Source organism: Streptomyces sp. NEAU-W12 (assembly GCF_026242095.1).
Classification (GTDB): Bacteria; Actinomycetota; Actinomycetes; order Streptomycetales; family Streptomycetaceae; genus Streptomyces.
The window spans coordinates 257,743-284,657 of record NZ_JAPJDM010000009.1 but is presented as its reverse complement, the minus strand read 5'-3'; the positions used below and the strand labels follow the sequence as shown (position 1 = coordinate 284,657).

Below are 26,915 nucleotides of genomic sequence, written 5' to 3'. Positions count from 1 at the left end.
GCCGACCCGGCTTGATGCCCGTCGGCAGCAAAGGCTCAAGCCGGGCCCACTGGTCGTTCGTCAGATCCCCACGTCCCACAGGACGTGATCATCAACGAACAAGATCCACTTTCGCAACAGACCCTAGTCGTCCTCGTGGAGGTTCTCCGGCAACAGGTGGCGTGCGACGTGAAGCAGCCGCTCCACCCGGTGCGGATCAGGGTCCGGCGTCCGCGCCGGTACTCCTTCGACAGCCGACCCAGGGGCAGTTGGACGACGGTGATGTGGTCGGCGACGGTGCTCGAGCCCGCGTTGCCCGGCCTGAGCAGGGCTGCCACCGGTTCCCCGGTGCCGCCCTGTCCGTGGTCGACGAAGCCCGTCAAAGGATGGTGCCCGTAGGTTCGCTTCCAGGTGGGTGCGGCGTCCTCCTTGTCCGAGTGCGCGATCACGAGCACCCCGTCGAGGTCGGCGGTCACCGTCCCGCCCGCATCAGCGGCCCTGTCACCGGCCAACCGCCAAACATGCTCGCGTACTTCGGCCCGAGCGGCGCGGACCGCTCGCAAAGCCTTCTCCCCGGCCGCGGCGAGGGTGTCGATGAGGCGGGAGACCGTCGGGCCGGAGGCGACCGGCCCGAACACGGACGGCTTGGCCCGCAGCATGGCGACATCGACGAGGCAGCCCCCGCCCAGTGCGACGTCCAGGAGGACCTTCCCGGGATCGTGGATGGCCCGCGGCTTGCGCCACGGCGCGAGAGCCGCGGATATCGACTGGTCGAGGCCCGTCTTGCGGACCGCCTCCATCAGCAGGACCGAACCGGCCTGCGAGACCACCTGGCGGCCGTCTCCCCGGACACGGACACGCGGGTACGACGCGATGGCTCTCTCACCTGGAGAATGCTCTTTCCCCCGCAGCCAACAGGATCCTCAGCAAGTCCTGTCGTTGCAGGTCAAGGGTACTTTCCGCGTTTTTGATCAGCTTGTGGACAGGCCACCTCGTGAAAGCGCGAGGCCAGCCATGCCGCGAGGGCGAGGTCGTACATACGGGTGATGGCCTGGACGGCTTGGTGGAGGACGTCGCCGCGCTGCCGTCAGTCGCGGAGGACCTTGTAGGTCCTCATGCGGGAGAAGGTGTGCTCGACGCGGGCGCGGACCTTGCGATACAGCGCGTTGTCCTCTTCTTCGCTCTTCAGCAGCGGCCGTCCGGGGCGTTTGCGACGTCCTGGCTGGGGCGGTTCACGAGGCGGTGTGCCCGCACGGCGTATCCGCCGGTGAGAACCAGTGGGTACGGGGGAGCCGAGCGCGATCACATCCGCCAGGAGCCGCGTGTGCAGCTCCGGCATGTCCGTCACGCGGCGGCCCGGGTGCGGGAGGCGAGCCGGGGGAAGGCGTCTTCCCACACGGTGCGCACGGTGCGGCCGACGCGGGTGCGCAGCACCGGCCACAGCTGGAGGAGCAGGCCCTGGTCGAGGTAGCGGGGCAGGTCGTCGTGCAGGCCCTCGTGCAGGACGGTGCGGTACAGGCCCATGCGCTGGCGCGGCTTGCCCAGGTCGTACGACGTCATCCCGGACCAGGCCATGTGCAGCGGTAGCTCCACGACCCCCTGGGTGGGGCCGTGCAGCTCGTCCAGCGACTCCGGTAGACGCCGCCGGAACTCCTCCTGGTACAACGCGAGATCCTCAGCGGCCGCGTCCGAGAGGCCGCTCGGCACGGGTGCGGGGCGCTGTTGGGGTGGAGGGCACGCCTCCATTATGACCGTAGGGGAGAGCGGTAAGGGGCATGATGCGCGAGCTTGCCTCCGCAGTGAGCGGGACGTGCTCGTGGAGGTGTCTGGGCGTGACAATAGGGCAGTGAGTCGAGAACCCGGTCCGGCCTGTCCTCGTCCGTGAGCCGGTCAGGTCGACGCCCGTCCGGTGACCCATCACGTGTAGTGACGGGCAATCCGTCCCTCAGCTCCTGGGACCGGCAGTCTCCCCGTCGGCCCGAAAGTCCCTGAGAAGTCCCACAGATGAAACCGAATCCCTTCCTGGCTCGCATACGTGCGGGTCAGGAGGGGATTCGCGTTACCTTTTCCTAGAGCTTTCAGATGTCCCGGAAGATCTCGATCTGCGCCCCCACCGAGTTCAGCCGCTCCGCCAGGTCCTCGTACCCCCGGTTGATGACGTAGACGTTGCGGAGCACCGACGTGCCCTCCGCGGCCATCATCGCCAGCAGGACGACCACGGCCGGGCGCAGGGCCGGCGGGCACATCATCTCGGCGGCGCGCCAGCGGGTGGGGCCCTCGACCAGGACCCGGTGGGGGTCGAGCAACTGCAGCCGGCCGCCGAGGCGGTTGAGGTCGGTCAGGTAGATGGCGCGGTTGTCGTAGACCCAGTCGTGGATCAGGGTCTGGCCCTGCGCCACCGCCGCGATCGCCGCGAAGAACGGGACGTTGTCGATGTTCAGGCCGGGGAACGGCATCGGGTGGATCTTGTCGATCGGCGCCTCCAGCTTGGAGGGCCGGACCGTGAGGTCGACCAGCCGGGTGCGGCCGTTGTCCGCGACGTACTCGGGGGTGCGGTCGTGGTCGAGGCCCATCTCCTCCAGGACCGCGAGCTCGATCTCCAGGAACTCGATCGGCACCCGGCGCACCGTCAGCTCGGACTCGGTGACGACGGCCGCGGCGAGCAGGCTCATCGCCTCGACCGGGTCCTCGGAGGGGGAGTAGTCCACGTCGACGTCGATGCTCTCCATGCCGTGCACGGTGAGCGTGGTGGTGCCGATGCCCTCGACCCTGACGCCCAGGGCCTCCAGGAAGAAGCACAGGTCCTGGACCATGTAGTTGGACGAGGCGTTGCGGATGACGGTCACGCCGTCGTGCCGGGCGGCGGCCAGCAGCGCGTTCTCGGTGACCGTGTCGCCGCGTTCGGTCAGCACGATCGGCCGGTCCGGGGCGACGGAACGGTCCACCACCGCGTGGTACTGGCCCTCCGTCGCGGCGATCTCCAGGCCGAACCGGCGCAGCGCGATCATGTGCGGCTCGACGGTGCGCGTGCCGAGGTCGCAGCCGCCGGCGTACGGCAGCATGAAGCGGTCCGTGCGGTGCAGCAGCGGGCCGAGGAACATGATGATGGAGCGGGTGCGGCGGGCCGCGTCCGCGTCGATGGAGTCGAGGTCCAGCGTGGCGGGCGGCACGATCTCCAGGTCGACGCCCTCGTTGATCCACCGCGTGCGGACGCCGATCGAGCCCAGCACCTCGAGGAGGCGGTACACCTCCTCGATGCGGGCGACGCGGCGCAGCACCGTGCGCCCCTTGTTGAGCAGGGAGGCGCACAGCAGTGCCACGCACGCGTTCTTGCTCGTCTTCACATCGATGGAGCCCGACAGGCGGCGGCCGCCGACGACCCGCAGGTGCATCGGACCGGAGTAGCCCAGGGAGACGATCTCGCTGTCGAGCGCCTCACCGATGCGGGCGATCATCTCAAGGCTGATGTTCTGGTTGCCGCGCTCGATGCGGTTGACGGCGCTCTGGCTGGTGGCGAGTGCCTCCGCCAGTTGCGCCTGTGTCCAGCCGCGGTGTTGCCGGGCGTCACGGATGAGCTTGCCGATGCGTACGAGGTAGTCGTCTGACATGAGAGCGAGGCTATCTCAGATATGAGATGGCGCCTCCCGGGGGCCTCTTGGCTGAGCCGTTCGGGTGATGTGAGGTCAGTGTCCCCTGCTGCGCCGGGTGCTGCGCGTGCGCCGCCATCCGAAAGGTCCGGGCAGGTCCATCGATGTCGTACGGCGTCCTGTGCTGCTCGTGGTGTGGCGCGGCCCGCGCCCGCCGCCGGTCGTGATGGACCAGGAGCGCTTGTTGATGTTGAGCCGCACCCCCGGAAAGATCCTGAAGCTCTTGCGGAACGTCAGCGGCATCCCTGTCTCCCTCCCTGGGGTCACGACGTCGGGTTCACGACGCCCTCCCGGTGCGCATACCCCGTCCGGGCCCCGTGATGACGGGCGTCGGCATCTGGAGGCGGCGTTCCGGCGGGGGAGGGGCGCGCCCATATGGCCGGAGGGTTATGTTCCGCATCATTGTCCATGGTGACTTGTTGTTTTCCTCGTGCCTGACAGAACGCCGCATGACGCAGGTTCAGCGCGGATTCCGCTCATCCGTGGGGTTCTTCCGTTCTCCGGGTCCGCGCAGGGAAGGGTGGGCAAGTGCCCGGGGGCCAGTTACGGTGATCCCGTCCCGACCGCGCGTCGAGGCACGGACCTGTGTGCGTCATCCACGCAGCGGTCCCGCCGGCGTGGCACATCGGACTTCCCGTGGGCGGCCCCTTCCTCCCGGCCCCACTTCTGCATCCCTCCTTCTCTCCCGCAGCGGCCCTCCGTGTCCAGGAGCGCTCTTCGGCTGCGACCTCCCCCCTCACCACCAGCGTCTCGTGCCGCCGCACGCCCGTGCGGCGGCGGCAAGAACCCCCGGAGGGGTCGGCCATGAGGAGAAGGGGGTAATCGTGAGCAAGGGCGCGACCTGGAGGGACGGTGCCGGCGGCGCGACGACGCGGCCCTTCGCCACCCGGCGACGGGCACTCCTCGCCATGTCCGTGGGTGTGTTCTGCATCCAGCTCGATTCGTTCGGTCTGAACCTCGCCCTGCCGCAGATCGGCCGCGACCTGCACGCGGGCGGGGACGGTCTCCAGTGGGTGATCAGCGCGTACCTGCTGTCCACCGGCACGCTGATGCTGGGGGCGGGACGGCTCGGCGACCTGTTCGGCCGACGGCGGCTGCTGGTCGCGGGGCTTGCCGTGTTCGGCGCGTCCTCGCTGCTCTGCGCGCTCGCCCCGACCCTGCCCGTCCTCGTGGGCGCCCGGGTGGCCCAGGGCGCCGGAGCCGCGATGATCATGCCGGTGGGACTGTCCCTGCTGACCAACGTCTACCCGGCCGAACTGCGGGGCCGTGCCACCGGCTGGGCCCTCGGCATCGGCGGGATCGCCACCGCCTGCGGTCCGTTCATCGGAGGCGCCCTGACCGAGTCGGTGTCCTGGCGTGCCGTGTTCTGGCTCAACGTCCCGCTCGCCGTACTTGGCGCGGTCTGTGCGTCACGTACCGCCGAGAGCTACGACACCCGTGCGCCCCGCAGCGTCGACTGGAGCGGCCTGGCCGGCTCCACGGCCGCGCTCGCCGCGCTCTGCGTCGTCATCGACCGCGGACCGCGCCGGCCGTGGCCCGCCGCGCCGGCGGGCGTGGCCGTCGCGGTAGCCCTGCTGGTCCTGTTCGTACGGCGTGAGCGGGCCGCGGCCCATCCGTTGGTGGAGCTCAGCCTCTTCCGCAACGGGCCGTACATGGCGCTCACCCTGGCCGGTGCCGCGGCCAACACCACCACCGTGATGTTCCTGTTCGTCGTCCCCCTGACGCTCCAGGGCCAGTGGGATCTCCCGGTCGTCCTCGCGGGTACCGCGTTCCTCGCTCCCGCGCTGGCCATGGCGCTCGCCGGGCCGCTCGCCGGGCGGGTGCCGCCGCGGTCCGCGGTGCGGCTGATGGCGGGCTGCCTGTGCGGGGGAGCGCTGGTTCTGGCGTGCCTCGCCCGGACCTCCTCCCTCACCTTGTACGTAGCCGTGGCCACCGTGGGGGGCGCGGTCCTCGGAGTGGCCAACTCGCTGACGCTCATCGCCACCCAGGCGGTGATCCGGCCGGAGCGGGCCGGGGAGGCGTCGGGAGTCACCAAGACGGTCATCACCGTGGCCGCCGGCCTCGGCGTCGGACTGGCCGGGGCCGTCACCGACCAAGGCCGCGGCGTGGGTTCGGAAGCGGCCGCCGACACGGCACTGCTGATCACCGCATCGGGCTGCCTGGCGGCGTGTGTGGTCCTCGCCGTGTGGATCAGGCTCCGGGAGGGCGTGGCGCGGGCCGGGGCGCATCACTGACACGAAAGCCCGCACGGCCGGGTTCGCTGGGCAGACGCCTCGGTCGGATGAGCACGGACAGCGGGCCCGCGCATGACCATTCGGCCGTCGTGTATTAGGGTTATCTCGACATCGAGATATCTGCCGAAGGTGCACCGCAGCCGCCGCGATCCGGTAAGGGATGCCTAACTTAGCCTTACCTTAGCGGATTCGTCGAGGGGTAGTGGCGGCACCACGCGGCGGTAGCCGCAAAGGGTTTGCGGTGTGGTGGTACGCGCACATCAATGAAGGAGACTGTCGTGTCGGCGAACAGCTTCGACGCCCGCAGCACGCTGCAGGTGGGCGACGAGTCGTACGAGATCTTCCGGCTGGACAAGGTCGAGGGCGCCGCACGCCTTCCCTACAGCCTGAAGGTGCTGCTGGAGAACCTGCTCCGCACTGAGGACGGCGCGAACATCACCGCCGACCACATCCGTGCGCTCGGCTCCTGGGACTCCCAGGCCCAGCCGTCGGAGGAGATCCAGTTCACCCCGGCCCGTGTGATCATGCAGGACTTCACCGGTGTCCCCTGTGTCGTGGACCTCGCCACCATGCGCGAGGCCGTCAAGGAGCTGGGCGGCGACCCGGCGAAGATCAACCCGCTGGCGCCGGCCGAGCTGGTCATCGACCACTCCGTCATCGCCGACAAGTTCGGCACCAACGACGCGTTCAAGCAGAACGTCGACCTGGAGTACGGCCGCAACAAGGAGCGCTACCAGTTCCTGCGCTGGGGCCAGACCGCCTTCGACGAGTTCAAGGTCGTCCCGCCCGGCACCGGCATCGTCCACCAGGTGAACATCGAGCACCTGGCCCGCGTCGTCATGACCCGTGGCGGCAAGGCCTACCCCGACACCCTGGTCGGCACCGACTCGCACACCACCATGGTCAACGGCCTCGGTGTCCTCGGCTGGGGCGTCGGCGGCATCGAGGCCGAGGCCGCCATGCTGGGCCAGCCGGTCTCCATGCTGATCCCGCGCGTCGTCGGCTTCAAGCTGACCGGCGAGCTGCGGCCCGGCACCACCGCCACCGACCTGGTGCTGACCATCACCGAGATGCTGCGCAAGCACGGCGTCGTCGGCAAGTTCGTCGAGTTCTACGGCGAGGGCGTCGCCGCGACGAGCCTGGCCAACCGCGCCACCATCGGCAACATGTCGCCGGAGTTCGGCTCCACCGCCGCGATCTTCCCGATCGACGACGAGACGCTGAACTACCTGCGCCTGACCGGCCGCAGCGACCAGCAGGTCGCCCTCGTCGAGGCGTACGCCAAGGAGCAGGGCCTCTGGCTGGACCCGCAGGCCGAGCCGGACTTCTCCGAGAAGCTCGAGCTGGACCTGTCCACCGTCGTGCCGTCCATCGCCGGCCCGAAGCGCCCGCAGGACCGCATCGTCCTCGCCGACGCCAAGGCCCAGTTCGCCCAGGACGTACGCAACTACGTCAAGGACGGCGGCGACGTCGACGAGGCCAGCAAGGAGTCCTTCCCGGCCTCCGACGCCCCGGCCATCTCCAACGGCGCCCCCAGCAACAAGGTGAAGGTCACCGCCCCCGACGGCACCGAGTACGACCTGGACCACGGCGCCGTCACCGTCGCCGCCATCACCTCCTGCACCAACACGTCGAACCCGTACGTCATGGTCGCCGCCGCCCTGGTGGCGAAGAAGGCGGTGGAGAAGGGCCTGACCCGCAAGCCGTGGGTCAAGACCACCCTCGCCCCGGGCTCCAAGGTCGTCACCGACTACTTCGACAAGGCGGGCCTGACCCCGTACCTCGACAAGGTCGGCTTCAACCTCGTCGGCTACGGCTGCACCACCTGCATCGGCAACTCCGGCCCGCTGCCGGACGAGGTCTCCCGGGCCGTCAACGAGCACGACCTCGCCGTCACCTCGGTCCTCTCCGGCAACCGCAACTTCGAGGGCCGGATCAACCCCGACGTCAAGATGAACTACCTGGCGTCCCCGCCGCTGGTCGTCGCGTACGCCCTCGCCGGCTCGATGACGGTGGACATCACCCGCGAGTCCCTCGGCCTGGACCAGGACGGCAACCCCGTCTTCCTGAAGGACATCTGGCCGACCGAGGCCGAGGTCAACGACGTCGTCGCCAACACCATCGGCGAGGACATGTTCTCCAAGTCCTACGCCGACGTCTTCGCCGGTGACGCCCAGTGGCAGGCGCTGCCGATCCCGACCGGCAACACCTTCGAGTGGGACGCCGAGTCCACCTACGTCCGCAAGCCCCCGTACTTCGAGGGCATGGGCATGGAGCCGGCCCCGGTCGAGGACATCACCGGCGCCCGCGTCCTCGCCAAGCTCGGCGACTCGGTCACCACCGACCACATCTCCCCGGCCGGCGCCATCAAGGCCGACACCCCGGCCGGCCAGTACCTCACGGAGCACGGCGTCGAGCGCCGCGACTTCAACAGCTACGGCTCCCGCCGCGGCAACCACGAGGTCATGATCCGCGGTACGTTCGCCAACATCCGCCTGCGCAACCAGATCGCACCGGGCACCGAGGGCGGCTACACGCGCGACTTCACCCAGGCCGACGCCCCGGTCTCGTTCATCTACGACGCCTCGCGCAACTACATCGACCAGGGCGTCCCGCTGGTCGTCCTGGCCGGCAAGGAGTACGGCTCCGGCTCGTCCCGCGACTGGGCGGCCAAGGGCACCGCGCTGCTCGGCGTCAAGGCCGTCATCGCCGAGTCGTACGAGCGCATCCACCGCTCGAACCTCATCGGCATGGGCGTCCTGCCGCTCCAGTTCCCGGAGGGCCACACCGCCGAGACGCTCGGCCTCACCGGTGAGGAGGCCTTCTCCTTCACCGGCGTCACCGGGCTGAACGACGGCACCATCCCGGGCACGGTGAAGGTCACCACCGACACGGGCGTCGAGTTCGACGCGGTCGTGCGCATCGACACCCCCGGCGAGGCGGACTACTACCGCAACGGCGGCATCCTGCAGTACGTGCTGCGCAGCCTGATCAGCAAGTAAGCGGCAGCGCGGGACAGTCGAGGGCCGCACCCCGTCCGGCGGGGTGCGGCCCCCGTCGTCGGCCCGGTGCCGTCCCCGCGGTGGAACGGCTCGTAACCGCCCCTCGCGCAGGCCCTCGGTGCGCGATCCGTTTACAACCGGAGCCCGCGGCGCTACCTTCCCCGTACGAGTGAGATGGGAGCGCTCCCATCCTTCGTCGGACCGGAACCCGTCGCAGGATGCTCCCATCTCGCTCGGCCCCACGCGTACCCGCGCGACCGTACGCGCGCGCAACGCGCGCACGCGCGCACAGGGGCGCGACCCGTGACCCGCAGCACCCGCAGCGACGGACAGGTGTGTCATGATCACGACAAAAACGAGGGGCGGCACCGCTCCCCGGCTCCCACTCCCCACCCGCGCCAGAGCCCTCTTCCTGGTCCTCGTCTCCCTCCTCGCCACCCTCCCCGCCGTCGGCCTGGTCATGACCACGGGCGGCGAGGCGGAGGCGCACGGGACGCCGATGAAGCCCGCCAGCCGCACCTTCCTGTGCTGGCAGGACGGGCTGACCGACACCGGTGAGATCAAACCGGTCAACCCGGCGTGCAAGGCCGCCGCACAGGTCAGCGGCACCACACCGTTCTACAACTGGTTCTCCGTACTGCGCTCCGACGGCGCCGGCCGTACCGAGGGCTTCGTGCCGGACGGGCAGCTGTGCAGCGGCGGCAACACCGGCTTCACCGGCTTCGACCAGCCGCGCGACGACTGGCCCCTCACCCACCTCACCTCGGGCGCCACCGTCGACTTCTCCTACAACGCCTGGGCCGCGCACCCGGGTTGGTTCCACGTGTACATCACCAAGGACGGCTTCGACCCGACACAGACCCTCACCTGGGACGACATGGAGGAACAGCCGTTCCTCTCCGTCGACCACCCGCCGCTCAACGGGTCCCCGGGCACCGTCGACGCCCACTACTCCTGGACCGGGCAGCTTCCGGAGGGCAAGTCCGGCCGCCACATCGTCTACATGGTCTGGCAGCGTTCGGACAGCGCGGAGACCTTCTACTCCTGCTCCGACGTCGTCTTCGACGGCGGCGACGGCGAGGTGACCGGCATCAAGGAGCCCGGCAACCCGCCGACCGACCCCGTTGCCGGCCAGTGCACCGCCACCCGCAGCACCACGGGCAGCTGGAACGGCGGCCACCAGTCCCAGGTGACCGTCACCAACAGCGGTGACGTCCCCATGCTCGGCTGGATGGTCGACTGGACCCTGCCGGACGGCCAGCGGGTCGACAGCCTGTGGAACGGCGACGCCACCTACCGGGGCCAGGACGTCATGGTCCACAACGCCGGCCACAACGGCTCGCTGAGTCCGGGACAGAGCGCCACCTTCGGCTATGTCGTCTCCGGCCCCGGCGGTGACGGCACGACGAGCCTGCCCTGCCGGGTCGGCTGACGCCGCGCCACGACGAAGCGGGTCCGGGCCGCCACGGCCCGGACCCGCCCGCGACGCACGGTCGGCTCAGCTCAGCAGCTCCACCTCCGTCAGCGCCGCCTCACCGCTGAGGACCAGCCGGTAGTGGCCGTACGTCCCCGGCTCCTCCACCGAGAAGGCCCGTGTCTGCCGGTCCCAGCGGAAGGCGTCCGGGTCGTCCGCCCGTCTGTCGAGGTCCTTCCACGTCGTGCCGTCCGACGACCCCTGCAGGACCCAGCCCGTGGGCGCCTCGGCCTGCTTCGAGGACGTCAGCGTGTACTGGACCGCCTTCGTCCTCCCGCTCACGGGCAGATCGACGGTGGACACCGTGGAGCCGGTCGCCGAGGAGTCGTCGAACAGGGCGCCCCCGCCCTTCAGCACGTCCTCGCGGGGCGTGGGCACCTCGTCGTCCCGGGTGATCGACACGGGCGCCGCCTTCCTGCCGGTGCCCCACGACGACGGCCGCGGGCCCATGTCGAACTCCAGGACCCCGCCCCTGGCGAGCACCGAGTGCGGCAGCGAGGTCTTGTCCCACCTCTTGCCGTTGACCTTCAGACCCTGGACGTACACGTTCTTCGCGCTGTTCCTCGGCGCCTTGACGACCAGCTCGCGGCCGTTCTCCAGGTGCACGGTCGTCTTCTTGAACAGCGGGGAGCCGACGGCGTACTCGCCGCTGCCCATCACCAGCGGATAGAAGCCGAGGGAGGAGAACAGGAACCAGGCCGACTGCTCGCCGTTGTCCTCGTCCCCGTGGTAGCCCTGCCCGATCTCGCTGCCGGTGTAGAGCCGCGACAGCACCTCGCGGACGTTCTTCTGCGTCTTCCAGGGCTGCCCGGCCGCGTCGTACATGTACAGGGCGTGGTGGGCCACCTGGTTGGAGTGCCCGTACATGCCCATCCGGACGTCCCGCGCCTCGGTCATCTCGTGGATGACCCCGCCGTAGGAGCCGACGAACTCGGCGGAGGCCGTCTCCGGGGTGGCGAGGTACTCGTCGAGCTTGTCCGCGAGGCCGTCGCGCCCGCCGTACAGGTTGGCCAGGCCCCGGCTGTCCTGCGGGGCGGTGAAGGCGTAGCCCCAGCCGTTCGTCTCGGTGTAGTCGTGGCCCCACACCCGCGGGTCGTACGTCGAGGAATCGACGCGCCAGTCGCCCTTCGCGTTCCTCCCCTGGAAGAACCCGGCCTCGGAGTCGAACAGGTTCACGTACTCCTGGGCCCGGTCGAGGAAGTAGGCGGACTCCTCCGCGTAGCGCCTGTCGCCGGTCTCCTCGTACAGGGCCTCGCCCATCCGGGCGATGCCGTAGTCGTTGAGGTAGCCCTCCAGGGCCCACGACAGGCCTTCGTGCGTCTCGGTGCCGGTGTAGCCGAGGAAGGGCGAGGTCGCCATGCCCTTGCGGCCGACGCCCGACGACGGGGGCACGACGGTGGCGTTCTTCACGGCCGCGTCGTACGCCGCCTCCGCGTCGAAGTCCACGCCCTTGACGTACGCGTCGGCGAACGCGACGTCCGAGGAGGTGCCGGTCATCAGGTCGGCGTAGCCGGGGGAGGACCAGCGGGAGGTCCAGCCGCCGTCCTTGTAGTGCTGCACGAACCCGTCGACCAGCTCACCCGCCTTGGAGGGGGTCAGGAAGGAGTACGCCGGCCAGGTGGTCCGGTAGGTGTCCCAGAAGCCGTTGTTGACGTACACCTTCCCGTCCACGATCTTCGCGCCGGTGTGCGTCGGGGTGTCCGGCCGGGCCATCTTCGAGAAGGGAGAGGCGTACTTGTACGTGCCGTCGACCTTCTCGAAGCCCGAGTTCGGGTACAGGTACAGCCGGTACAGGCTCGAGTAGAGCGTGGTCAGCTGGTCCGGGGTGGCACCCTCGACCTCGACCTTGCCGAGCAGCTTGTCCCACTGCCGCTGGGCGCTCCGCCTGACCGAGTCGAAGGACCGGTCCTCGGGGATCTCCTGGCGCAGGTTGTCCTTCGCCTGGTCGACGCTGATGAGCGAGGTGGCCAGGCGCAGGGTGACCGTCCGGTCCTCGCCCGCGTCGAACCGCAGATGGCCCTTGACGCCCTCGGCGGAGCCGTCCGTCACCGGCTTGTCGAACGCGCCGTGCACGAACAGCCGGGTGGCGCCCGTGGACAGACCGGACTTCACGTCCGAGTAGCCGCTGAAGGTGCCGTTCTCCTCGTCGAGGGTCAGGCCGGCCTGGTCGGTAACGTTGTCGAACAGGACGCTCGCGTCGTCGCCGGGATAGGTGAAGCGCATGACCGCGGCGTGGTCCGTCGGCGCGATCTCCGCCTTCTGGCCGTTCTCGAACCGCACCCCGTAGTAGTACGGCCGCGCGGTCTCGTTCTCGTGCCGGAAGGCCAGCTCCCGTTCCTCACGGCCCAGTTCCGGGGTGCCGGAGGCGGCGGACGGCAGCACCTGGAAGGTCTGCCGGTCGCCCATCCAGGGGCTCGGCTCGTGGCTCGCGCTGAACGCCTGGATCGTCGGCAGGTTGTCCGCGTTGTTGCCGCGCGCGTAGTCGTACAGCCAGCTCAGGGAACCGGCGTTGGTCACCGGCGTCCAGAAGTTGAAGCCGTGCGGCACGGCGGTCGCCGGGAAGTTGTTGCCGCGCGAGAAGCCGCCGCTGGAGTGGGTGCCCCGGGTCGTCACCGCGTAATCGGACAGGTGGGCCTTCGGCCGCTCGGGTTTCACCGGCTTCAGGGACACGTCGTCCAGCCAGCCCCGGAACTTCGCCGGGCCCTCGGGGGAGTCGTAAGCGACCAGGATCCGGTCGACGGTCCTGCCGGCCGCGACCGAGCCGATCCTTGACGCGACGCTGTTCCACTGGTTGACGTACAGCACCTTGGCGTCACCCTGGCCCCGCGGCGTCAGCGGGAAGCCGTGCTGGTCGGTGGCGCGCAGGTCGCTCAGATAGGTGCCGTCGGTGAAGGCCAGGTCGACGGAGACGTTCGTGGCGTCGTAGTCGAGGTCGCCGTCCGCCATCGACGGGAAGATCTTGTACGACAGCTCCGTACGGCGGTCGACCTTCACATGGACGTCGAAGACCTTGTTGTACGAGTGGGCGCGCCCGTCGGCCGTGTGCCGGCCGGCGTAACGCAGGGCACGCTTTCCGGTGAATCCGGCGCCCGACTTCGCGGTCGGGGAGCCGCTCGGGCCGCGGTCGACCAGCGAGAGCATGTCCCGCGGGACGGGCTCCTCGGTGTCGCCGGTGGAGAACTGGACGTCGGCGAGCTGGAGGGCGCCCGCCCCGCCGTTCCCGGTGATCTCCAGCCGGAAGTGCCGGTACCCGACGACGGCCGACGCGTCCAGGTCGTAGATCTTCGTCTGGAACCGCTCCGCGAACGTCTCGCCCGAACGGGTGTCGAGGGTCGTCCAGTTCTCGCCGTCGGCCGAGCCCTTCAGGGTCCAGTCCCGCGGGTCGCGCGCGGCGAAGTCGTTGGCCGAGGTGAGCGCGTACCGGACCACCTCGACCGGGGCGTCCAGGTCGAACTCGGCCCAGCCGGTGGACGTGAAGGCCAGCCACTTGCTGCCGGGCTCGCCGTCGACGAGGTTCTCCTTCACCTCCCCGGCGCCCGCGTTCTCCGAACTGGCGCGCACGTCCGTGACGTGGTCGGTGACGCTGCCCGGTATGCCGCTGCTGTAACCGCCGTCGACACCCGAGGCGCGTTTCCTTCCGCCCGGTGTGGTGTCGACGGTGTTCAGCCAGTCGGGGGCGGGTTCCCCGGCCTCGAACGACGAGGCGAACTCCCGGTCCGCCTTCGCGGGTGCCCCGGGCAGGGCGACCGCGACGCCCGGGGAGGCCACCGCCACGGCGAAGGCGGTCGTCGCGACGACCGCCGGGCCCCATCTGTGCCGCATTCTGTGCCGAACTCCGTGCTGCATGCGCGAGCACCCTCCCTGGGCTGGACAACGTTGTCAGAATCGCTGCGCAAGCACCAGTAGTGGGTCAAGGGGTGTGTGGTGTCAAGGGTGTTGGATGAGGCCTTCGGGCCCGGTGGCAGGGATTCTTCCGTTTCGGAACGCGGCGCCCGCTCGTATTCCCGCCAGGTCTCAACTCGGAAAAGACCACCGGCGAACCCTGTGTTCGATCTTGCTCCGCCGACGGAAAGCGGACTATACCTGTCGGCACTCCGGGCTTCCTGACAGCTCCCGAACAGCAAGCGCCACCCCGTCCTGCACTGCCCGCACTTCCTGCACGACCCAGCACGACCCGAACGCGGTGCCGGGGAGGATCCGGTTCACCGCCTGAGTCCTGGAGAAGGCGAGGACCTGAGCATGGGATCCGACTCCGCCGAGTACGACGGCACCCGCGAGCGAGGCGTTCCGGGACAGCGCACCCCCGCCCGCCCGGCCGCGGGAGTGGGCCGCCGCGACCTGATCAAGCGGTCCGCGGCGCTCGGCCTGATCTCCGTCCCCACGATGAGCTTCCTGTCCGCGTGCGCCAGCGGCGGCGGGGACGGCCAGGAGAAGGCCGAGGCGGGCAAGAAGACCGCGAAGAACCCGCTTGGCGTCAATGACACGGCGCAGATGGAATTCGTCCTGTTCGACGGCGGCTTCGGCAAGGAATACGCAGAGGACGCCGTGAAGGTGTACGAAAAGGCGTTTCCCGGCGCTACGGTGAAGTTCTCCGCCACCCAGAAGATCCAGTCCACCCTGCAGCCGCGTTTCAACCAGGGCACCCCGCCCGACCTCATCGACAACTCGGGCGCCGAGCAGATGGACATGGGCACCCTGGTCGGCAAGAAGCAGCTCACCGACCTCACCCCGCTGCTGGACGCCCCCTCCTACGACGACCCGGGCACCAAGGTCCGCGACACGCTGCGCCCCGGCATCGTCGAGATGGGCCGGTTCGACGGCGAGCAGGTCTGGATCCTCTACTACGCCTACACGGTCTACGGCGTCTGGTACTCGCAGAAGGCGCTGGACTCGCTCGACGAGCAGTACCCCGAGACCTGGGACCAGATGCTCGCCGTCTGCGCGAAGGCCAGGAAGAAGGGCATGGCCGGCTGGACCTACGCCGGCAAGTACCCGTACTACATCCCCTTCTCGCTGTACCCGATGATCGGCAAGGTCGGCGGGCGCGAGGTGCTCGACGCCATCGACAACCTGGAGCCGAACGCCTGGAAGCACCCCGCCGTCAAGGCCTGCTTCGAGGCCTACTACGAACTCCAGCAGAAGGGCTACGTCCTCAGGGGCACCCCGGGCCTGGACCACATCCAGTCCCAGACCGCCTGGGCCGAGGGGGAGGCGCTGTTCATCCCGAACGGCTCCTGGGTGGAGAACGAGGCGGCCAACGTCATGCCAGACGACTTCGACCTCGCCGTCTCCGCACCCACCGGCCTGGACTCCTCGGACAAGCTGCCCTTCGGCACCATCTGGGCCTCCGGCGGCGAGCCCTTCGTCGTCCCCGCCAAGGCGGCGAACGCGGCCGGGGGCATGGAACAGCTGCGCATCATGCTGGGTGAGGCGTCCTCGAAGAACTTCACGGGCAAGGTGAAGTCACTGACCGCGTACAACGGCGGCACCGACGGCGTCGAGCTGACCCCGGGCCTCAGGTCCGGTGTCGCCGCGCTGGAGGCGGCCGGGGAGAACGTGGTGAACCCGCGCCTGCAGGACTGGTACGTGCAGCTCCAGAAGGAGAAGATCGGCGCCTCCGGGCTCGGCGAGATGATGGCCGGCCGCGCGACCCCGGCCGAGACCGTCAAGAAGATCCAGGCCTTCGCCGACGAGACGGCCAAGGACCCGTCGATCAAGCACTACAAGCACCAGTGAGCCACCAGTGAGCCACCAGTGAGCCACCAGTGAGTCCCCGTCACCGGGGCCGGCCCGGCAGACCGCCGCCGGGCCGGCCCCGGTGACAGCCCGCGCGCAGATCGGGGTCGCAGCACATGCAGCACGGCAAGTACCGTTTCATCGTGGGGTTCCTGGCGGTTCCCCTGGGGCTGTACGCGCTCTTCGTCGTCTGGCCGTTCGTCCAGTCGATCTCCTACTCGTTCACGGACTGGACCGGCCTGAGCCCCGACTTCGAGATGGTCGGGTTCGCCAACTACACACGCATGCTGGACGACGGCATCTTCTGGAAGTCGTTGCGGCACAGCCTGCTGTTCGCCCTGCTGGTACCGGTGGTGACGATCGGTCTGGCGCTGTTCCTCTCCTTCATGATCAACGCGGGCGGCCGGCGACGGCGCGGCGGACCGGTGATCTCGGGGGTCCGGGGATCCGGCTTCTACAAGATCGTCTACTTCTTCCCGCAGGTGCTCTCGATCGCGATCGTCGCCCTGCTGTTCGCGTTCGCGTACAACCCGGACAGCGGCGCGATCAACTCGTTCCTGCGGGCGGTCGGACTCGACGACCCCCAGCCGCTCTGGCTGGGCGATCCGGACCTCGCCCTGTGGGCCGTCATGGCGGTCCTCGTCTGGTCCACGGTCGGCTTCTTCGTGGTCCTCTTCTCCGCCGGTATGGCGTCCATCCCGCTGGACCTCTACGAGGCGGCGCTGCTGGACGGCGCCGACCGCTTCACGACCTTCTTCCGCATCACCCTGCCGCTGCTGTGGGACACCGTGCAGTCCGGCTGGGTCTACCTGGGCATCCTCGCGCTGGGCGCCGAGTCGTTCGCGGTCGTGCAGATCATGACGACCGGTCCCGGCGGCCCCGACTACTCGACCACCGTCATGGTCCTGTACGTGTACCAGAAGGCGTTCCGCGACGGTCAGGCCGCCTACGCCACCACCATCGGTGTCGCCCTCCTCCTCGTCACGCTGGCGTTCGCCGCCCTCGTGATGAAGCTGGGACGGCGCGAGCGGCTGGAGTACTGATCCGATGAAGACGACCGAACCCCCCGCTCCCGTACCGGCCGAGTCCGGTGCCCCCCTCACCCGGGGCGGCCCGCCGCCCGGCACGCCCGCGAAGGAGCCGAAGGGGAAGCGGGAGGGCGGCGTCCTCAACGTCTTCTCGCACGGCGTCCTGGTGATCTGGGCGGTCATGGTGGTGCTGCCCCTGCTGTGGGCCGTGATGACGTCCTTCAAGGACGACGCCTCCATCTTCGGCTCGCCCTGGTCGCTGCCGGACCCGCCGCGCTTCGACAACTGGTCGCGGGCCTGGACCCAGGCCGACATGGGCGACTACTTCCTCAACACCGTCCTCGTGGTCGGCGGTTCCCTGACCGGCACCCTGGTGCTGGGCGCGATGGCCGCCTACGTGCTGGCCCGCTTCGAGTTCCCCGGCAACCGGTTCGTCTACTACCTGTTCATCGGCGGCATGAGCTTCCCGGTCATGCTCGCCCTGGTCCCGCTGTTCTACGTCGTCAACAACATGGGCCTGCTGAACACGATCCACGGACTGATCCTGGTCTACATCGCGTACTCGCTGCCGTTCACGGTGTTCTTCCTGACCGCGTTCTTCCGGACGCTGCCCAGCAGCGTGGCGGAGGCCGCGTTCGTGGACGGCGCCTCGCACAGCAGGACGTTCTTCCAGATCATGCTCCCCATGGCCAGGCCGGGCCTGATCAGTGTGGGGATCTTCAACTTCCTGGGCCAGTGGAACCAGTACATGCTGCCCACCGTGCTCAACACCGACGAGGACAAGCACGTGCTCACCCAGGGCCTGGTGCAGCTGGCCGTCAGCCAGGGCTACAAGGGGGACTGGTCCGGCCTCTTCGCCGGCCTCGTGATGGCGATGCTTCCGGTGCTCGCCGCGTACCTCGTCTTCCAGCGCCAGGTCGTGCAGGGGCTCACCGCGGGCGCCCTGAAGTAACCTCCGGCGGTCACCCTCCGCATCGCTTCGTGCACCCGCCGCTCCCACCCCGGCAGTGGCGGGCGCAGGTGTGTCCAAGGACCTGGAAACGGTTCAACCTCTTGACGGGAGGCGACCCGAACAGCTCATCTTAGAGTTCACTAGTTGGACACGGAACGGGGCCTCACCGAAGCGGCCCCGCGCGCAGGAGGTCGTCGTGGAGACTCCGGGGTCGCAGTCGTCGCTGCACCGAGCCAATCTCGAGCGGGTCGTCCGGGCAGTACGTCTGGCCGGCTCGCTCACCCAGGCCGAGATCGCGAGGACCACGGGCCTTTCGGCGGCGACGGTGTCCAACATCGTCCGGGAACTGAAGGAGAGCGGGACCGTCGAGGTCACGCCCACCTCCTCGGGCGGCCGCCGGGCCCGCAGCGTCTCGCTCAGCGGGGACGCCGGGATCGTGGTGGGCGTGGACTTCGGGCACACCCACCTGCGGGTCGCGGTCGGGAACCTGGCCCACCAGGTGCTCGCCGAGGAGTCCGAGCCGCTGGACGTGGACGCCTCCGCTCCCCAGGGCCTGGACCGGGCGGAACAACTGGTCAACCGGCTGATCGAGGCGACCGGCGTGGACCGTGCCAAGATCGCCGGGGTCGGCCTCGGCGTGCCCGGGCCGATCGACGTGGAGTCCGGCACCCTGGGCTCGACCGCGATCCTGCCCGGCTGGACCGGCACCAGGCCCGCCGAGGAGCTGCGGGGGCGGCTCGGCGTGCCCGTGCACGTGGACAACGACGCGAACCTGGGCGCCCTCGGCGAGATGGTCTGGGGCAGCGGCCGGGGCGTGCGCGACCTGGCGTACATCAAGGTGGCCAGCGGTGTCGGCGCCGGCCTGGTGATCAACGGGAAGATCTACCGGGGGCCGGGCGGCACCGCGGGTGAGATCGGGCACATCACACTCGACGAGTCCGGCCCCGTCTGCCGCTGCGGCAACCGCGGCTGCCTGGAGACCTTCACGGCGGCCCGTTACGTGCTGCCCCTGCTCCAGCCCGGCCACGGCACGGACCTGACCATGGAAGGCGTCGTACGGTTGGCGCGGGACGGCGATCCGGGCTGCCGCAGGGTGATCGCCGACGTGGGCCGCCACATCGGCAGCGGGGTCGCCAACCTCTGCAACGTGCTGAACCCGACCAGAGTGGTCCTCGGCGGTGACCTCGCCGAGGCCGGTGAGCTGGTCCTCGGGCCCATAAGGGAATCCGTCGGCCGCTACGCGATCCCCAGCGCCGCACGCCAACTGTCCGTGCTCCCCGGGGCGCTCGGGGGCCGTGCGGAGGTGCTCGGCGCGCTCGCCCTCGCCCTGAGTGAAATGGGCGATTCGACCCTGTTGGACGGCACCGCGAACGACACCCCCGCCGCGGTCTCTCCCGCCTTCACTTAGAGAACGATTGGCACCGTTGCCATCTCGTTAAGGATTTACTTCTTGACGTCGCACGTGTGGCCGAGTTGACTTCCAGCCACCTCGGCCGCAACGTCGCGGCCTCGTCAGGGAGGTTTCTGAAGTGAACACGCGTATGCGTCGTACCGCCGTTGCCGTGGCCGCCGGAGCACTGGCCGTCTCTCTCGCCGCCTGCGGCAGCGCCGCCGAGTCCGGTGACAACGACAGCGACTCGGGCGACTCCGCCGCCAAGGGAGACGACATCAAGGTCGGTCTGCTCCTGCCGGAGAACCAGACCGCGCGGTACGAGAAGTTCGACAAGCCCCTGATCGAGAAGAAGATCAAGGAGCTCACGAACAACAAGGCCGAGGTCGTCTACGCCAACGCCAAGCAGGACGCCAGCCAGCAGAACCAGCAGGTCGACACGATGGTGACCAACAAGGTCGACGTGCTGATCCTGGACGCGGTGGACGCCAAGGCCATCGCCGGCTCGGTCAAGAAGGCCAAGGACGCCGGCATCCCGGTCGTGGCCTACGACCGCCTGGCCGAGGGCCCGATCGACGCCTACACCTCGTTCGACAACGTGACCGTCGGCAAGACGCAGGGCGAGGCCCTGCTCGAGGCGCTGGGCGACAAGGCCGAGGACGGCCAGATCGTCATGATGAACGGCTCCTCCACCGACCCGAACGCCGCCCTGTTCAAGGAGGGCGCGCACTCCGTCCTCGACGGCAAGGTCAAGGTCGGCCGCGAGTACGACACCAAGGAGTGGAAGCCGGAGAACGCCAACGCCAACATGGAAGGCGCCATCTCCGCCATCGGCAAGGACAAGATCGTCGGCGTCTACTCCGCCAACGACGGCATGGCGGGCGGCATCATCACCGCACTGAAGGCCGCCGGCATCGACGTCCCGGTCACCGGCCAGGACGCCGAACTCGCGGGTGTGCAGCGCATCGTCACCGGCGAGCAGTACATGAGCGTCTACAAGCCGTACGCCCCCGAGGCCGAGGCCGCCGCCGAGATGGCCGTCGCGCTCGCCCAGGGCAAGTCGCTGGACTCCATCGCCAAGGACTCGGTCGACAGCCCCACCACCAAGGGCGTGCCCTCGGTGCTCGTCCCGGTCGTGTCGCTGACCCAGGAGAACATCAACGACACCGTGATCAAGGACGGTGTCTACACCGTCGAGGAGATCTGCACGGCCAAGTACAAGGCCGCCTGCGACAAGATCGGCCTCAAGTAGACCGGTTGATCCCAGCAGTCCCCGAGTCCCCCGAGTCGTACGGGAGTCCGCACCGGACTCCCGTGGGGGACCGACTGCCATGAGCTCCGCCGGCGCCCCGCACACACCAGCCCCGCAAGCTACGCGGGGCGCCGGTCGGAACACCCCCAAACTTCTGCACAACCTCCCGCCGGGTCAGGCGGCGAAGGAGATGGTTCACGTGTCCGCTACGCCCGTGCTGGCGTTGCGCGGGGTCTCCAAGCGTTTCGGTGCCGTCCAGGCGCTCACCGACGTAGAGCTTGAGGTCCGTGCCGGCGAGGTGGTCGCCCTGGTGGGCGACAACGGCGCCGGAAAGTCCACGCTGGTCAAGACGATCGCCGGCGTGCACCCCATCGATGAGGGCGTCATCGAGTGGGACGGCAAGGCCGTCCAGATCAACAGGCCGCACGACGCCCAGAACCTGGGCATCGCGACGGTCTACCAGGACCTCGCACTGTGCGACAACATCGATGTCGTCGGCAACCTCTACCTGGGCCGGGAGATCCGCAAGCGCGGTGTCCTGGACGAGGTGGAGATGGAGCGCCGCTCCCGTGAGCTGCTCGACACGCTGTCGATCCGCATCCCCAGCGTCCGCATCCCGATCGCCTCGCTCTCCGGCGGTCAGCGCCAGGTCGTGGCGATCGCCCGGTCCATGCTCGGCGAGCCCAAGCTGGTGATCCTCGACGAGCCCACCGCCGCCCTCGGCGTCGAGCAGACCGCGCAGGTCCTCGACCTGGTCGAGCGGCTGCGCGAGCGCGGCCACGCGGTCATCCTCATCAGCCACAACATGGCCGACGTCAAGGCCGTGGCGGACAAGGTCGCCGTCCTGCGCCTCGGGCGCAACAACGGCATCTTCGAGGTCAAGTCGACCTCGCAGGAAGAGATCATCTCCGCCATCACGGGCGCCACGGAGAACGCCGTGACCCGTCGTGCGGCCCGTACCAATGGGGAGGTCAGCAAGTGAGCACCGAAAAGACCTCGACGCCCGCGGACCACACGGTCGAGAACACCGGGGCGGCCCCCGAGGCGGTCGCCGCCGTCGACCCCCGGCTGCTGGTGCGCGAGCAGGGCTTCGCCGGCTACCTCGCCGAGTTCAAGCGCAAGATGAAGGCCGGCGACCTCGGGTCCGTCCCCGTCGTCATCGGCCTGGTGGTCATCTGGGCCATCTTCACCGGCCTGAACTCCAACTTCCTCACCGCCGGCAACTTCTCCGACATGTCCGTCGCCATGGTCGGCACCGGCATGATCGCCGTCGGCGTCGTCTTCGTGCTGCTGCTCGGCGAGATCGACCTGTCGGTCGGCTCGGTCAGCGGCGTCGCGGGCGCGGCCTTCGCGGTGCTGAACGTCTCGAACGGGATGAACGAGGTGCTGGCCCTGGTGCTGGCCATCCTCACCGGCACGGTCGCCGGCATCATCCACGGCTTCTTCTTCGCCCGCATCGGCGTCCCCGCCTTCGCCGTGACCCTGGCCGGCCTGCTGTTCTGGCAGGGCTTCATGCTGCAGATACTCGGCAGCAACGGCACGATCAACCTGGACAGCGACGGCATCGTCGGGAAGTTCACCAGCTACTACTTCACCGATGTCGCGGCCGCCTACGGCCTCGCCGTCGTGGCCGTCGTCGCGTACTTCCTCGCCGCGTTCCTGGGCAACCGCCGCCGCGAGGCCGCCGGGATCCCCTCGCGCCCGCTGAACGACATCATCGTGCGCACCGTGCTGCTGGCCGTCGTCGCCTTCGTGGTGGCGATCGTCTACAACCAGCACAAGGGCCTCCCGCTCGCCGTGGTGATCTTCCTCGCGGTGCTCGTGCTCACCGACTTCGTGCTCCGCCGCACCACCTACGGCCGCAAGGTCTTCGCGCTCGGCGGCAGCGTCGAGGCGTCCCGCCGTGCCGGTATCAACGTGGAGATGGTCCGGATCTCGGTCTTCGCGATCGCCGGCACCTTCGCCGCGATCGGCGGCCTCTTCGTCGCCTCGAAGATCGCCTCCGCCAACCAGGGCGCGGGCACCGGCGAGTTCCTGATGAACGTCATCGCCGCGGCCGTGATCGGCGGTACGTCCCTCTTCGGTGGCCGTGGCCGCACCTGGAACGCGCTCCTCGGTGTCCTGGTGATCGTCTCGATCCAGTACGGCCTCGCCCTCGAGGGCATCGCCTCGCCGGTCCAGTACATGATCACCGGTGGCGTGCTGCTGGCGACCGTCGTCATCGACGCCGTCACCCGCAAGACCCAGAAGACAGCGGGCCGCGCCTAGCCGCTCCGGCGGCGGCACCGTCCGCGAAGCACGCCCTGTGCCCGGTACCCGCGCGGTACCGGGCACAGGCACGTCGTGGCACGTGTCGTAGCGCGGTCCGGTCATGGGGAGGGCCGAGGGCGTGACGTACGACGCACCGCCCGGACGCAGGGCGCCGGACCGGAACATTAGACTCGACGAGCCCGGCAACAGCTCGATCAGCTCTACAGCAAGGAGGCACGGGTGCCGCTGCTGACCCGCATCAGGGGACCGCGCGATCTGGACCGGCTCACCCTGGAGGAGCTGGACCAGCTGGCCGAGGAGATCCGGACCTTCCTCGTCGACGCGGTCTCCAAGACCGGTGGCCACCTCGGCCCCAACCTGGGCGTGGTGGAGCTCACCCTCGCCCTGCACCGCGTCTTCGAGTCCCCCAGGGACAAGGTGCTCTGGGACACCGGACACCAGTCCTACGTGCACAAACTGCTGACCGGCAGGCAGGACTTCTCCCGGCTGAAGATGAAGGGCGGCCTCTCCGGCTACCCCTCGCAGGCCGAGTCCGAGCACGACGTCATCGAGAACAGCCACGCCTCCACCGTCCTCGGCTGGGCCGACGGCCTCGCCAAGGCCAACCAGCTGAGGAGGACCGGCGACCACGTCGTCGCCGTCATCGGCGACGGCGCGCTCACCGGCGGCATGGCATGGGAGGCGCTGAACAACATCGCCGATGCCAGGGACCGCCCGCTGGTCATCGTCGTCAACGACAACGAGCGTTCCTACGCGCCCACCATCGGCGGCCTCGCCAGCCATCTCGCGACCCTGCGCACCACCGACGGCTACGAGCGCTTCCTGGCCCGCACCAAGGAGCTCCTGGAGCGTACCCCGGTCGTCGGCCGGCCCCTCTACGACACCCTGCACGGCGCCAAGAAGGGCCTCAAGGACTTCATCGCCCCGCAGGGCATGTTCGAGGACCTGGGCCTGAAGTACGTCGGCCCCATCGACGGCCACGACATCGAGGCACTGGAGTCCGCCCTCACCCGCGCCAAGGGCTTCGGCGGCCCGGTGATCGTGCACTGCCTCACCGAGAAGGGCCGCGGCTACCAGCCCGCGCTCGCGGACGAGGCGGACCGCTTCCACGCCGTCGGCAAGATCCACCCCGACACGGGCCTGCCGATCGCCTCCTCCGGCGCCGACTGGACGTCCGTCTTCGGCGAGGAGATGGTCAGACTCGGCGAGGAGCGCGAGGACCTCGTCGCCATCACCGCGGCCATGCTCCAGCCCGTCGGCCTCGACAAATTCGCCAAACGGTTCCCGGACCGGGTCTACGACGTCGGCATCGCCGAGCAGCACGGCGCCGTCTCCGCCGCGGGCCTGGCCCACGGCGGGGTCCACCCCGTGTTCGCCGTGTACGCCACCTTCCTCAACCGCGCCTTCGACCAGGTGCTGATGGACGTGGCCCTGCACAAGTGCGGCGTCACCTTCGTCCTGGACCGGGCCGGCATCACCGGCACCGACGGCGCCTCCCACAACGGCATGTGGGACATGTCGATCCTCCAGGTCGTCCCCGGGCTGCGACTGGCCGCCCCGCGCGATGCCGACCAGGTCCGCGCCCAGCTCCGCGAGGCCGTCGAGGTCACCGACGCACCGACCGTGGTCCGCTTCTCCAAGGGCGCCGTCGGGCCCGCCGTACCGGCCGTGGGCCGCGTCGGAGGCATGGACGTCCTGCGCGAGCCCGGCACCGACGCCCCGGACGTGCTGCTGGTCTCCGTGGGCGCCCTCGCGCCGATGTGCCTGGAGATCGCCGGCCTGCTCGACCGGCAGGGCATCTCCACCACCGTCGTCGACCCGCGCTGGGTCAAGCCGGTCGACGAGGCCATGGCCCCGCTCGCCGAGAAGCACCGCGTCGTCGTCACCGTCGAGGACAACTCCCGCGTCGGCGGGGTCGGTTCGACGATCGCGCAGGCCCTGCGCGACGCCGGCGTCGACGTACCGCTGCGCGACTTCGGCATCCCGCCGCGCTTCCTCGACCACGCCTCGCGCGCCGAGGTCATGGCGGAGATCGGCCTGACCGCCCCGGACATCGCCCGCCAGGTCACCGGCCTGGTCTCGAAGCTGGACGGCGGATACGCGCGCTCCGCCGACTCGGTCGAACCGGCCCGCGACTGACGCGCGACCGGCCCTGCTCCTCCCGCCGATGCGCCCGAACGGGTCGCCCGTACCACTGTGAAGAGTGGTGCGGGCGACCCTTCCGCGTGAGGGCGCCCGTGCCCGGGCACACGTTTCAGGTCCCCCTCTCGACCATGCCGGGGACGACGCAGCGTGGGAGGCATCCGTGAGCAACACCCTCTTCCGGACGAAGAAGGTCGAGCAGTCCATCCGTGACACCGAGGAACCCGAGCACGCGCTCAAGAAGTCCTTGTCCGCGCTGGACCTGACCGTCTTCGGCGTCGGTGTCATCATCGGTACCGGCATCTTCGTCCTCACCGGTACGGTCGCAAAGAACAACGCCGGGCCGTCGGTGGCCCTGGCCTTCGTGGTGGCCGGTGTCGTCTGCGCGCTCGCCGCGCTCTGCTACGCCGAGTTCGCCTCCACCGTCCCGGTGGCGGGCTCCGCCTACACCTTCTCGTACGCGTCCCTGGGCGAACTTCCCGCGTGGATCATCGGCTGGGACCTGGTCCTGGAGTTCGCGCTCGGCACGGCGGTGGTGGCCGTCGGCTGGTCCGGGTACATCCACTCGCTGCTGGACAACGCGGGCTGGCAGATGCCCGCCTCGCTCGGCGTCCGGGACGGCGCCGAGGGCTTCGGCTTCGACATCCTCGCCACCGCCCTGGTGCTGGTCCTCACCGGCGTCCTCGTCCTCGGCATGAAGCTGTCCGCCCGGGTCACCTCGATCGTCGTCGCCATCAAGGTGGTCGTCGTCCTCGTCGTCATCATCGCCGGCGCCTTCTTCGTCACCGCCGACAACTACGACCCCTTCATCCCCGAGGCACAGCCCGTCGAGGCCGGCGCCGGCCTCGACTCACCGCTCATCCAGCTGATCTTCGGATGGGCGCCGTCCAACTTCGGCGTGCTGGGCATCTTCACCGCGGCCTCGGTGGTCTTCTTCGCCTTCATCGGCTTCGACATCGTCGCCACGGCCGCCGAGGAGACCAGGAACCCGCAGCGGGACATGCCCCGCGGCATCCTCGGCTCGCTGTTCATCTGCACCGTGCTGTACGTGGCCGTGTCGATCGTGGTCACCGGTATGCAGCACTACAGCGAGCTGTCCGTGGACGCCCCGCTCGCGGACGCCTTCAAGGCCACCGGGCATCCCTGGTACGCGGGCTTCATCAGCTTCGGCGCCGCCGTCGGCCTGACCACGGTCTGCATGATCCTGCTGCTCGGACAGACCCGGGTGTTCTTCGCGATGAGCCGGGACGGACTGCTGCCCCGCTTCTTCTCCCGCGTCCACCCCCGGTTCAGGACCCCGCACCGGCCGACCATCCTGCTCGGCGTCGTCATCGCGGTCCTCGCGGGCTTCACCCCGCTGACGGAACTCGCCGAACTCGTCAACATCGGCACGCTGTTCGCCTTCGTCATCGTCGCGCTCAGCGTGATCATCCTGCGCCGGACCCGCCCCGACCTGCCACGGGCCTTCCGCACCCCGTGGGTGCCGTTCCTGCCGGTCCTGTCGGTCGCCGCCTCGCTGTGGCTGATGCTGAACCTGCCCGCCGAGACCTGGGTACGGTTCGGCGTCTGGATGGCGCTCGGCGTCGTCGTCTACTTCCTCTACAGCCGCAGCCACAGCCGCCTGGGACGCGGCGAGGGGACGGAGCCGGGGAAGCCCCTCACCCCGTCCGGCCCGGACTCCCGCTGAACCGCCGGGCCCGGTCCCGAACCGCCGGGGCCCTGCGTCCGGACCGGATCGGAGTGCGGCGCCGGGCCCGCGGGGCCCGGCACGACGCGAGCGGGAGACCCCGGCGGCGCTTCGCCACCGG

The 26,915-nt window shown here is 69.5% G+C and carries 17 protein-coding genes and 1 pseudogene; 12 read left to right on the top strand and 6 right to left on the bottom strand.

What is annotated here, in order from left to right; translation table 11 throughout:
* Positions 1-35 precede the first annotated feature (35 nt).
* The 5 genes and pseudogenes from ORI94_RS14010 to ORI94_RS13990 all read right to left on the bottom strand — a co-directional run bounded on the left by ORI94_RS14010 (position 36) and on the right by ORI94_RS13990 (position 3,869).
* Positions 36-890, bottom strand: coding sequence for a transposase (locus ORI94_RS14010; protein WP_266075068.1), 855 nt, complete (start codon positions 888-890; stop codon positions 36-38).
* A gap of 110 nt (positions 891-1,000) precedes the next feature.
* A pseudogene (locus tag ORI94_RS14005) lies at positions 1,001-1,192 on the bottom strand (IS5/IS1182 family transposase); the annotation flags it as partial.
* A gap of 131 nt (positions 1,193-1,323) precedes the next feature.
* Entirely contained in the window at positions 1,324-1,725 is a 402-nt protein-coding gene (locus tag ORI94_RS14000; protein WP_266075044.1) for a hypothetical protein, read from the bottom strand.
* A 332-nt stretch (positions 1,726-2,057) separates the two neighbouring features.
* Positions 2,058-3,587, bottom strand: a complete 1,530-nt coding sequence (locus tag ORI94_RS13995; protein WP_266075042.1) for a UDP-N-acetylglucosamine 1-carboxyvinyltransferase — start codon at positions 3,585-3,587, stop codon at positions 2,058-2,060.
* Between the two features lie 75 nt (positions 3,588-3,662).
* On the bottom strand, positions 3,663-3,869 hold the full coding sequence (locus tag ORI94_RS13990) for a DUF4236 domain-containing protein (protein ID WP_266075040.1): 207 nt from the start codon (positions 3,867-3,869) through the stop codon (positions 3,663-3,665).
* Positions 3,870-4,450: 581 nt separating this feature from the next.
* Here ORI94_RS13990 and ORI94_RS13985 point away from each other — a divergent pair.
* The 3 genes from ORI94_RS13985 (at position 4,451) to ORI94_RS13975 (ending at position 10,294) form a co-directional block, all read left to right on the top strand.
* Complete coding sequence (locus ORI94_RS13985; protein WP_266075038.1) at positions 4,451-5,860, top strand: MFS transporter; 1,410 nt, start codon at positions 4,451-4,453, stop codon at positions 5,858-5,860.
* A 278-nt stretch (positions 5,861-6,138) separates the two neighbouring features.
* A complete protein-coding gene (acnA, locus tag ORI94_RS13980) occupies positions 6,139-8,862 on the top strand; it encodes an aconitate hydratase AcnA (RefSeq protein ID WP_323056051.1) in 2,724 nt (907 codons plus the stop codon).
* 340 nt (positions 8,863-9,202) lie between these two features.
* A complete protein-coding gene (locus ORI94_RS13975) occupies positions 9,203-10,294 on the top strand; it encodes a lytic polysaccharide monooxygenase (RefSeq protein WP_266075034.1) in 1,092 nt (363 codons plus the stop codon).
* Positions 10,295-10,360: 66 nt separating this feature from the next.
* On the opposite strand, the gene ORI94_RS13970 is transcribed toward ORI94_RS13975, so the two are convergent.
* Complete coding sequence (locus tag ORI94_RS13970; protein WP_266075032.1) at positions 10,361-14,158, bottom strand: GH92 family glycosyl hydrolase; 3,798 nt, start codon at positions 14,156-14,158, stop codon at positions 10,361-10,363.
* 417 nt (positions 14,159-14,575) lie between these two features.
* Between ORI94_RS13970 and ngcE the strand changes: the two genes are divergently transcribed.
* From ngcE to ORI94_RS13925, 9 genes are all read left to right on the top strand, one after another.
* Positions 14,576-16,072: an N-acetylglucosamine/diacetylchitobiose ABC transporter substrate-binding protein gene (ngcE, locus tag ORI94_RS13965; RefSeq protein ID WP_266075030.1), complete on the top strand. Its 1,497-nt coding sequence runs from the start codon at positions 14,576-14,578 to the stop codon at positions 16,070-16,072.
* A 116-nt stretch (positions 16,073-16,188) separates the two neighbouring features.
* The gene (locus ORI94_RS13960; protein ID WP_266075028.1) at positions 16,189-17,115 is read left to right on the top strand and encodes a carbohydrate ABC transporter permease; all 927 of its coding nucleotides are present in this window, start codon (positions 16,189-16,191) and stop codon (positions 17,113-17,115) included.
* A 4-nt stretch (positions 17,116-17,119) separates the two neighbouring features.
* Positions 17,120-18,052 carry a carbohydrate ABC transporter permease gene (locus ORI94_RS13955; protein ID WP_266075026.1) on the top strand — a complete coding sequence of 311 codons (933 nt, stop codon included), beginning with the start codon at positions 17,120-17,122 and terminating at the stop codon, positions 18,050-18,052.
* 196 nt (positions 18,053-18,248) lie between these two features.
* The gene (locus ORI94_RS13950) at positions 18,249-19,460 is read left to right on the top strand and encodes an ROK family transcriptional regulator (RefSeq protein WP_266075024.1); all 1,212 of its coding nucleotides are present in this window, start codon (positions 18,249-18,251) and stop codon (positions 19,458-19,460) included.
* Between the two features lie 133 nt (positions 19,461-19,593).
* Positions 19,594-20,694, top strand: a complete 1,101-nt coding sequence (locus ORI94_RS13945) for a substrate-binding domain-containing protein (RefSeq protein WP_266075066.1) — start codon at positions 19,594-19,596, stop codon at positions 20,692-20,694.
* Positions 20,695-20,884: 190 nt separating this feature from the next.
* Positions 20,885-21,676, top strand: a complete 792-nt coding sequence (locus ORI94_RS13940; protein ID WP_266075023.1) for an ATP-binding cassette domain-containing protein — start codon at positions 20,885-20,887, stop codon at positions 21,674-21,676.
* Positions 21,673-22,962 (top strand): sugar ABC transporter permease, encoded by a 1,290-nt coding sequence (locus ORI94_RS13935; protein WP_266075022.1) that lies wholly within the window; start codon positions 21,673-21,675, stop codon positions 22,960-22,962. Before ORI94_RS13940 ends, ORI94_RS13935 begins: the two co-directional genes overlap by 4 nt.
* A 222-nt stretch (positions 22,963-23,184) precedes the next feature.
* On the top strand, positions 23,185-25,104 hold the full coding sequence (dxs, locus tag ORI94_RS13930; RefSeq protein ID WP_266075021.1) for a 1-deoxy-D-xylulose-5-phosphate synthase: 1,920 nt from the start codon (positions 23,185-23,187) through the stop codon (positions 25,102-25,104).
* Between the two features lie 166 nt (positions 25,105-25,270).
* On the top strand, positions 25,271-26,794 hold the full coding sequence (locus tag ORI94_RS13925; protein ID WP_266075020.1) for an amino acid permease: 1,524 nt from the start codon (positions 25,271-25,273) through the stop codon (positions 26,792-26,794).
* The last annotated feature ends 121 nt before the right edge of the window (positions 26,795-26,915 follow it).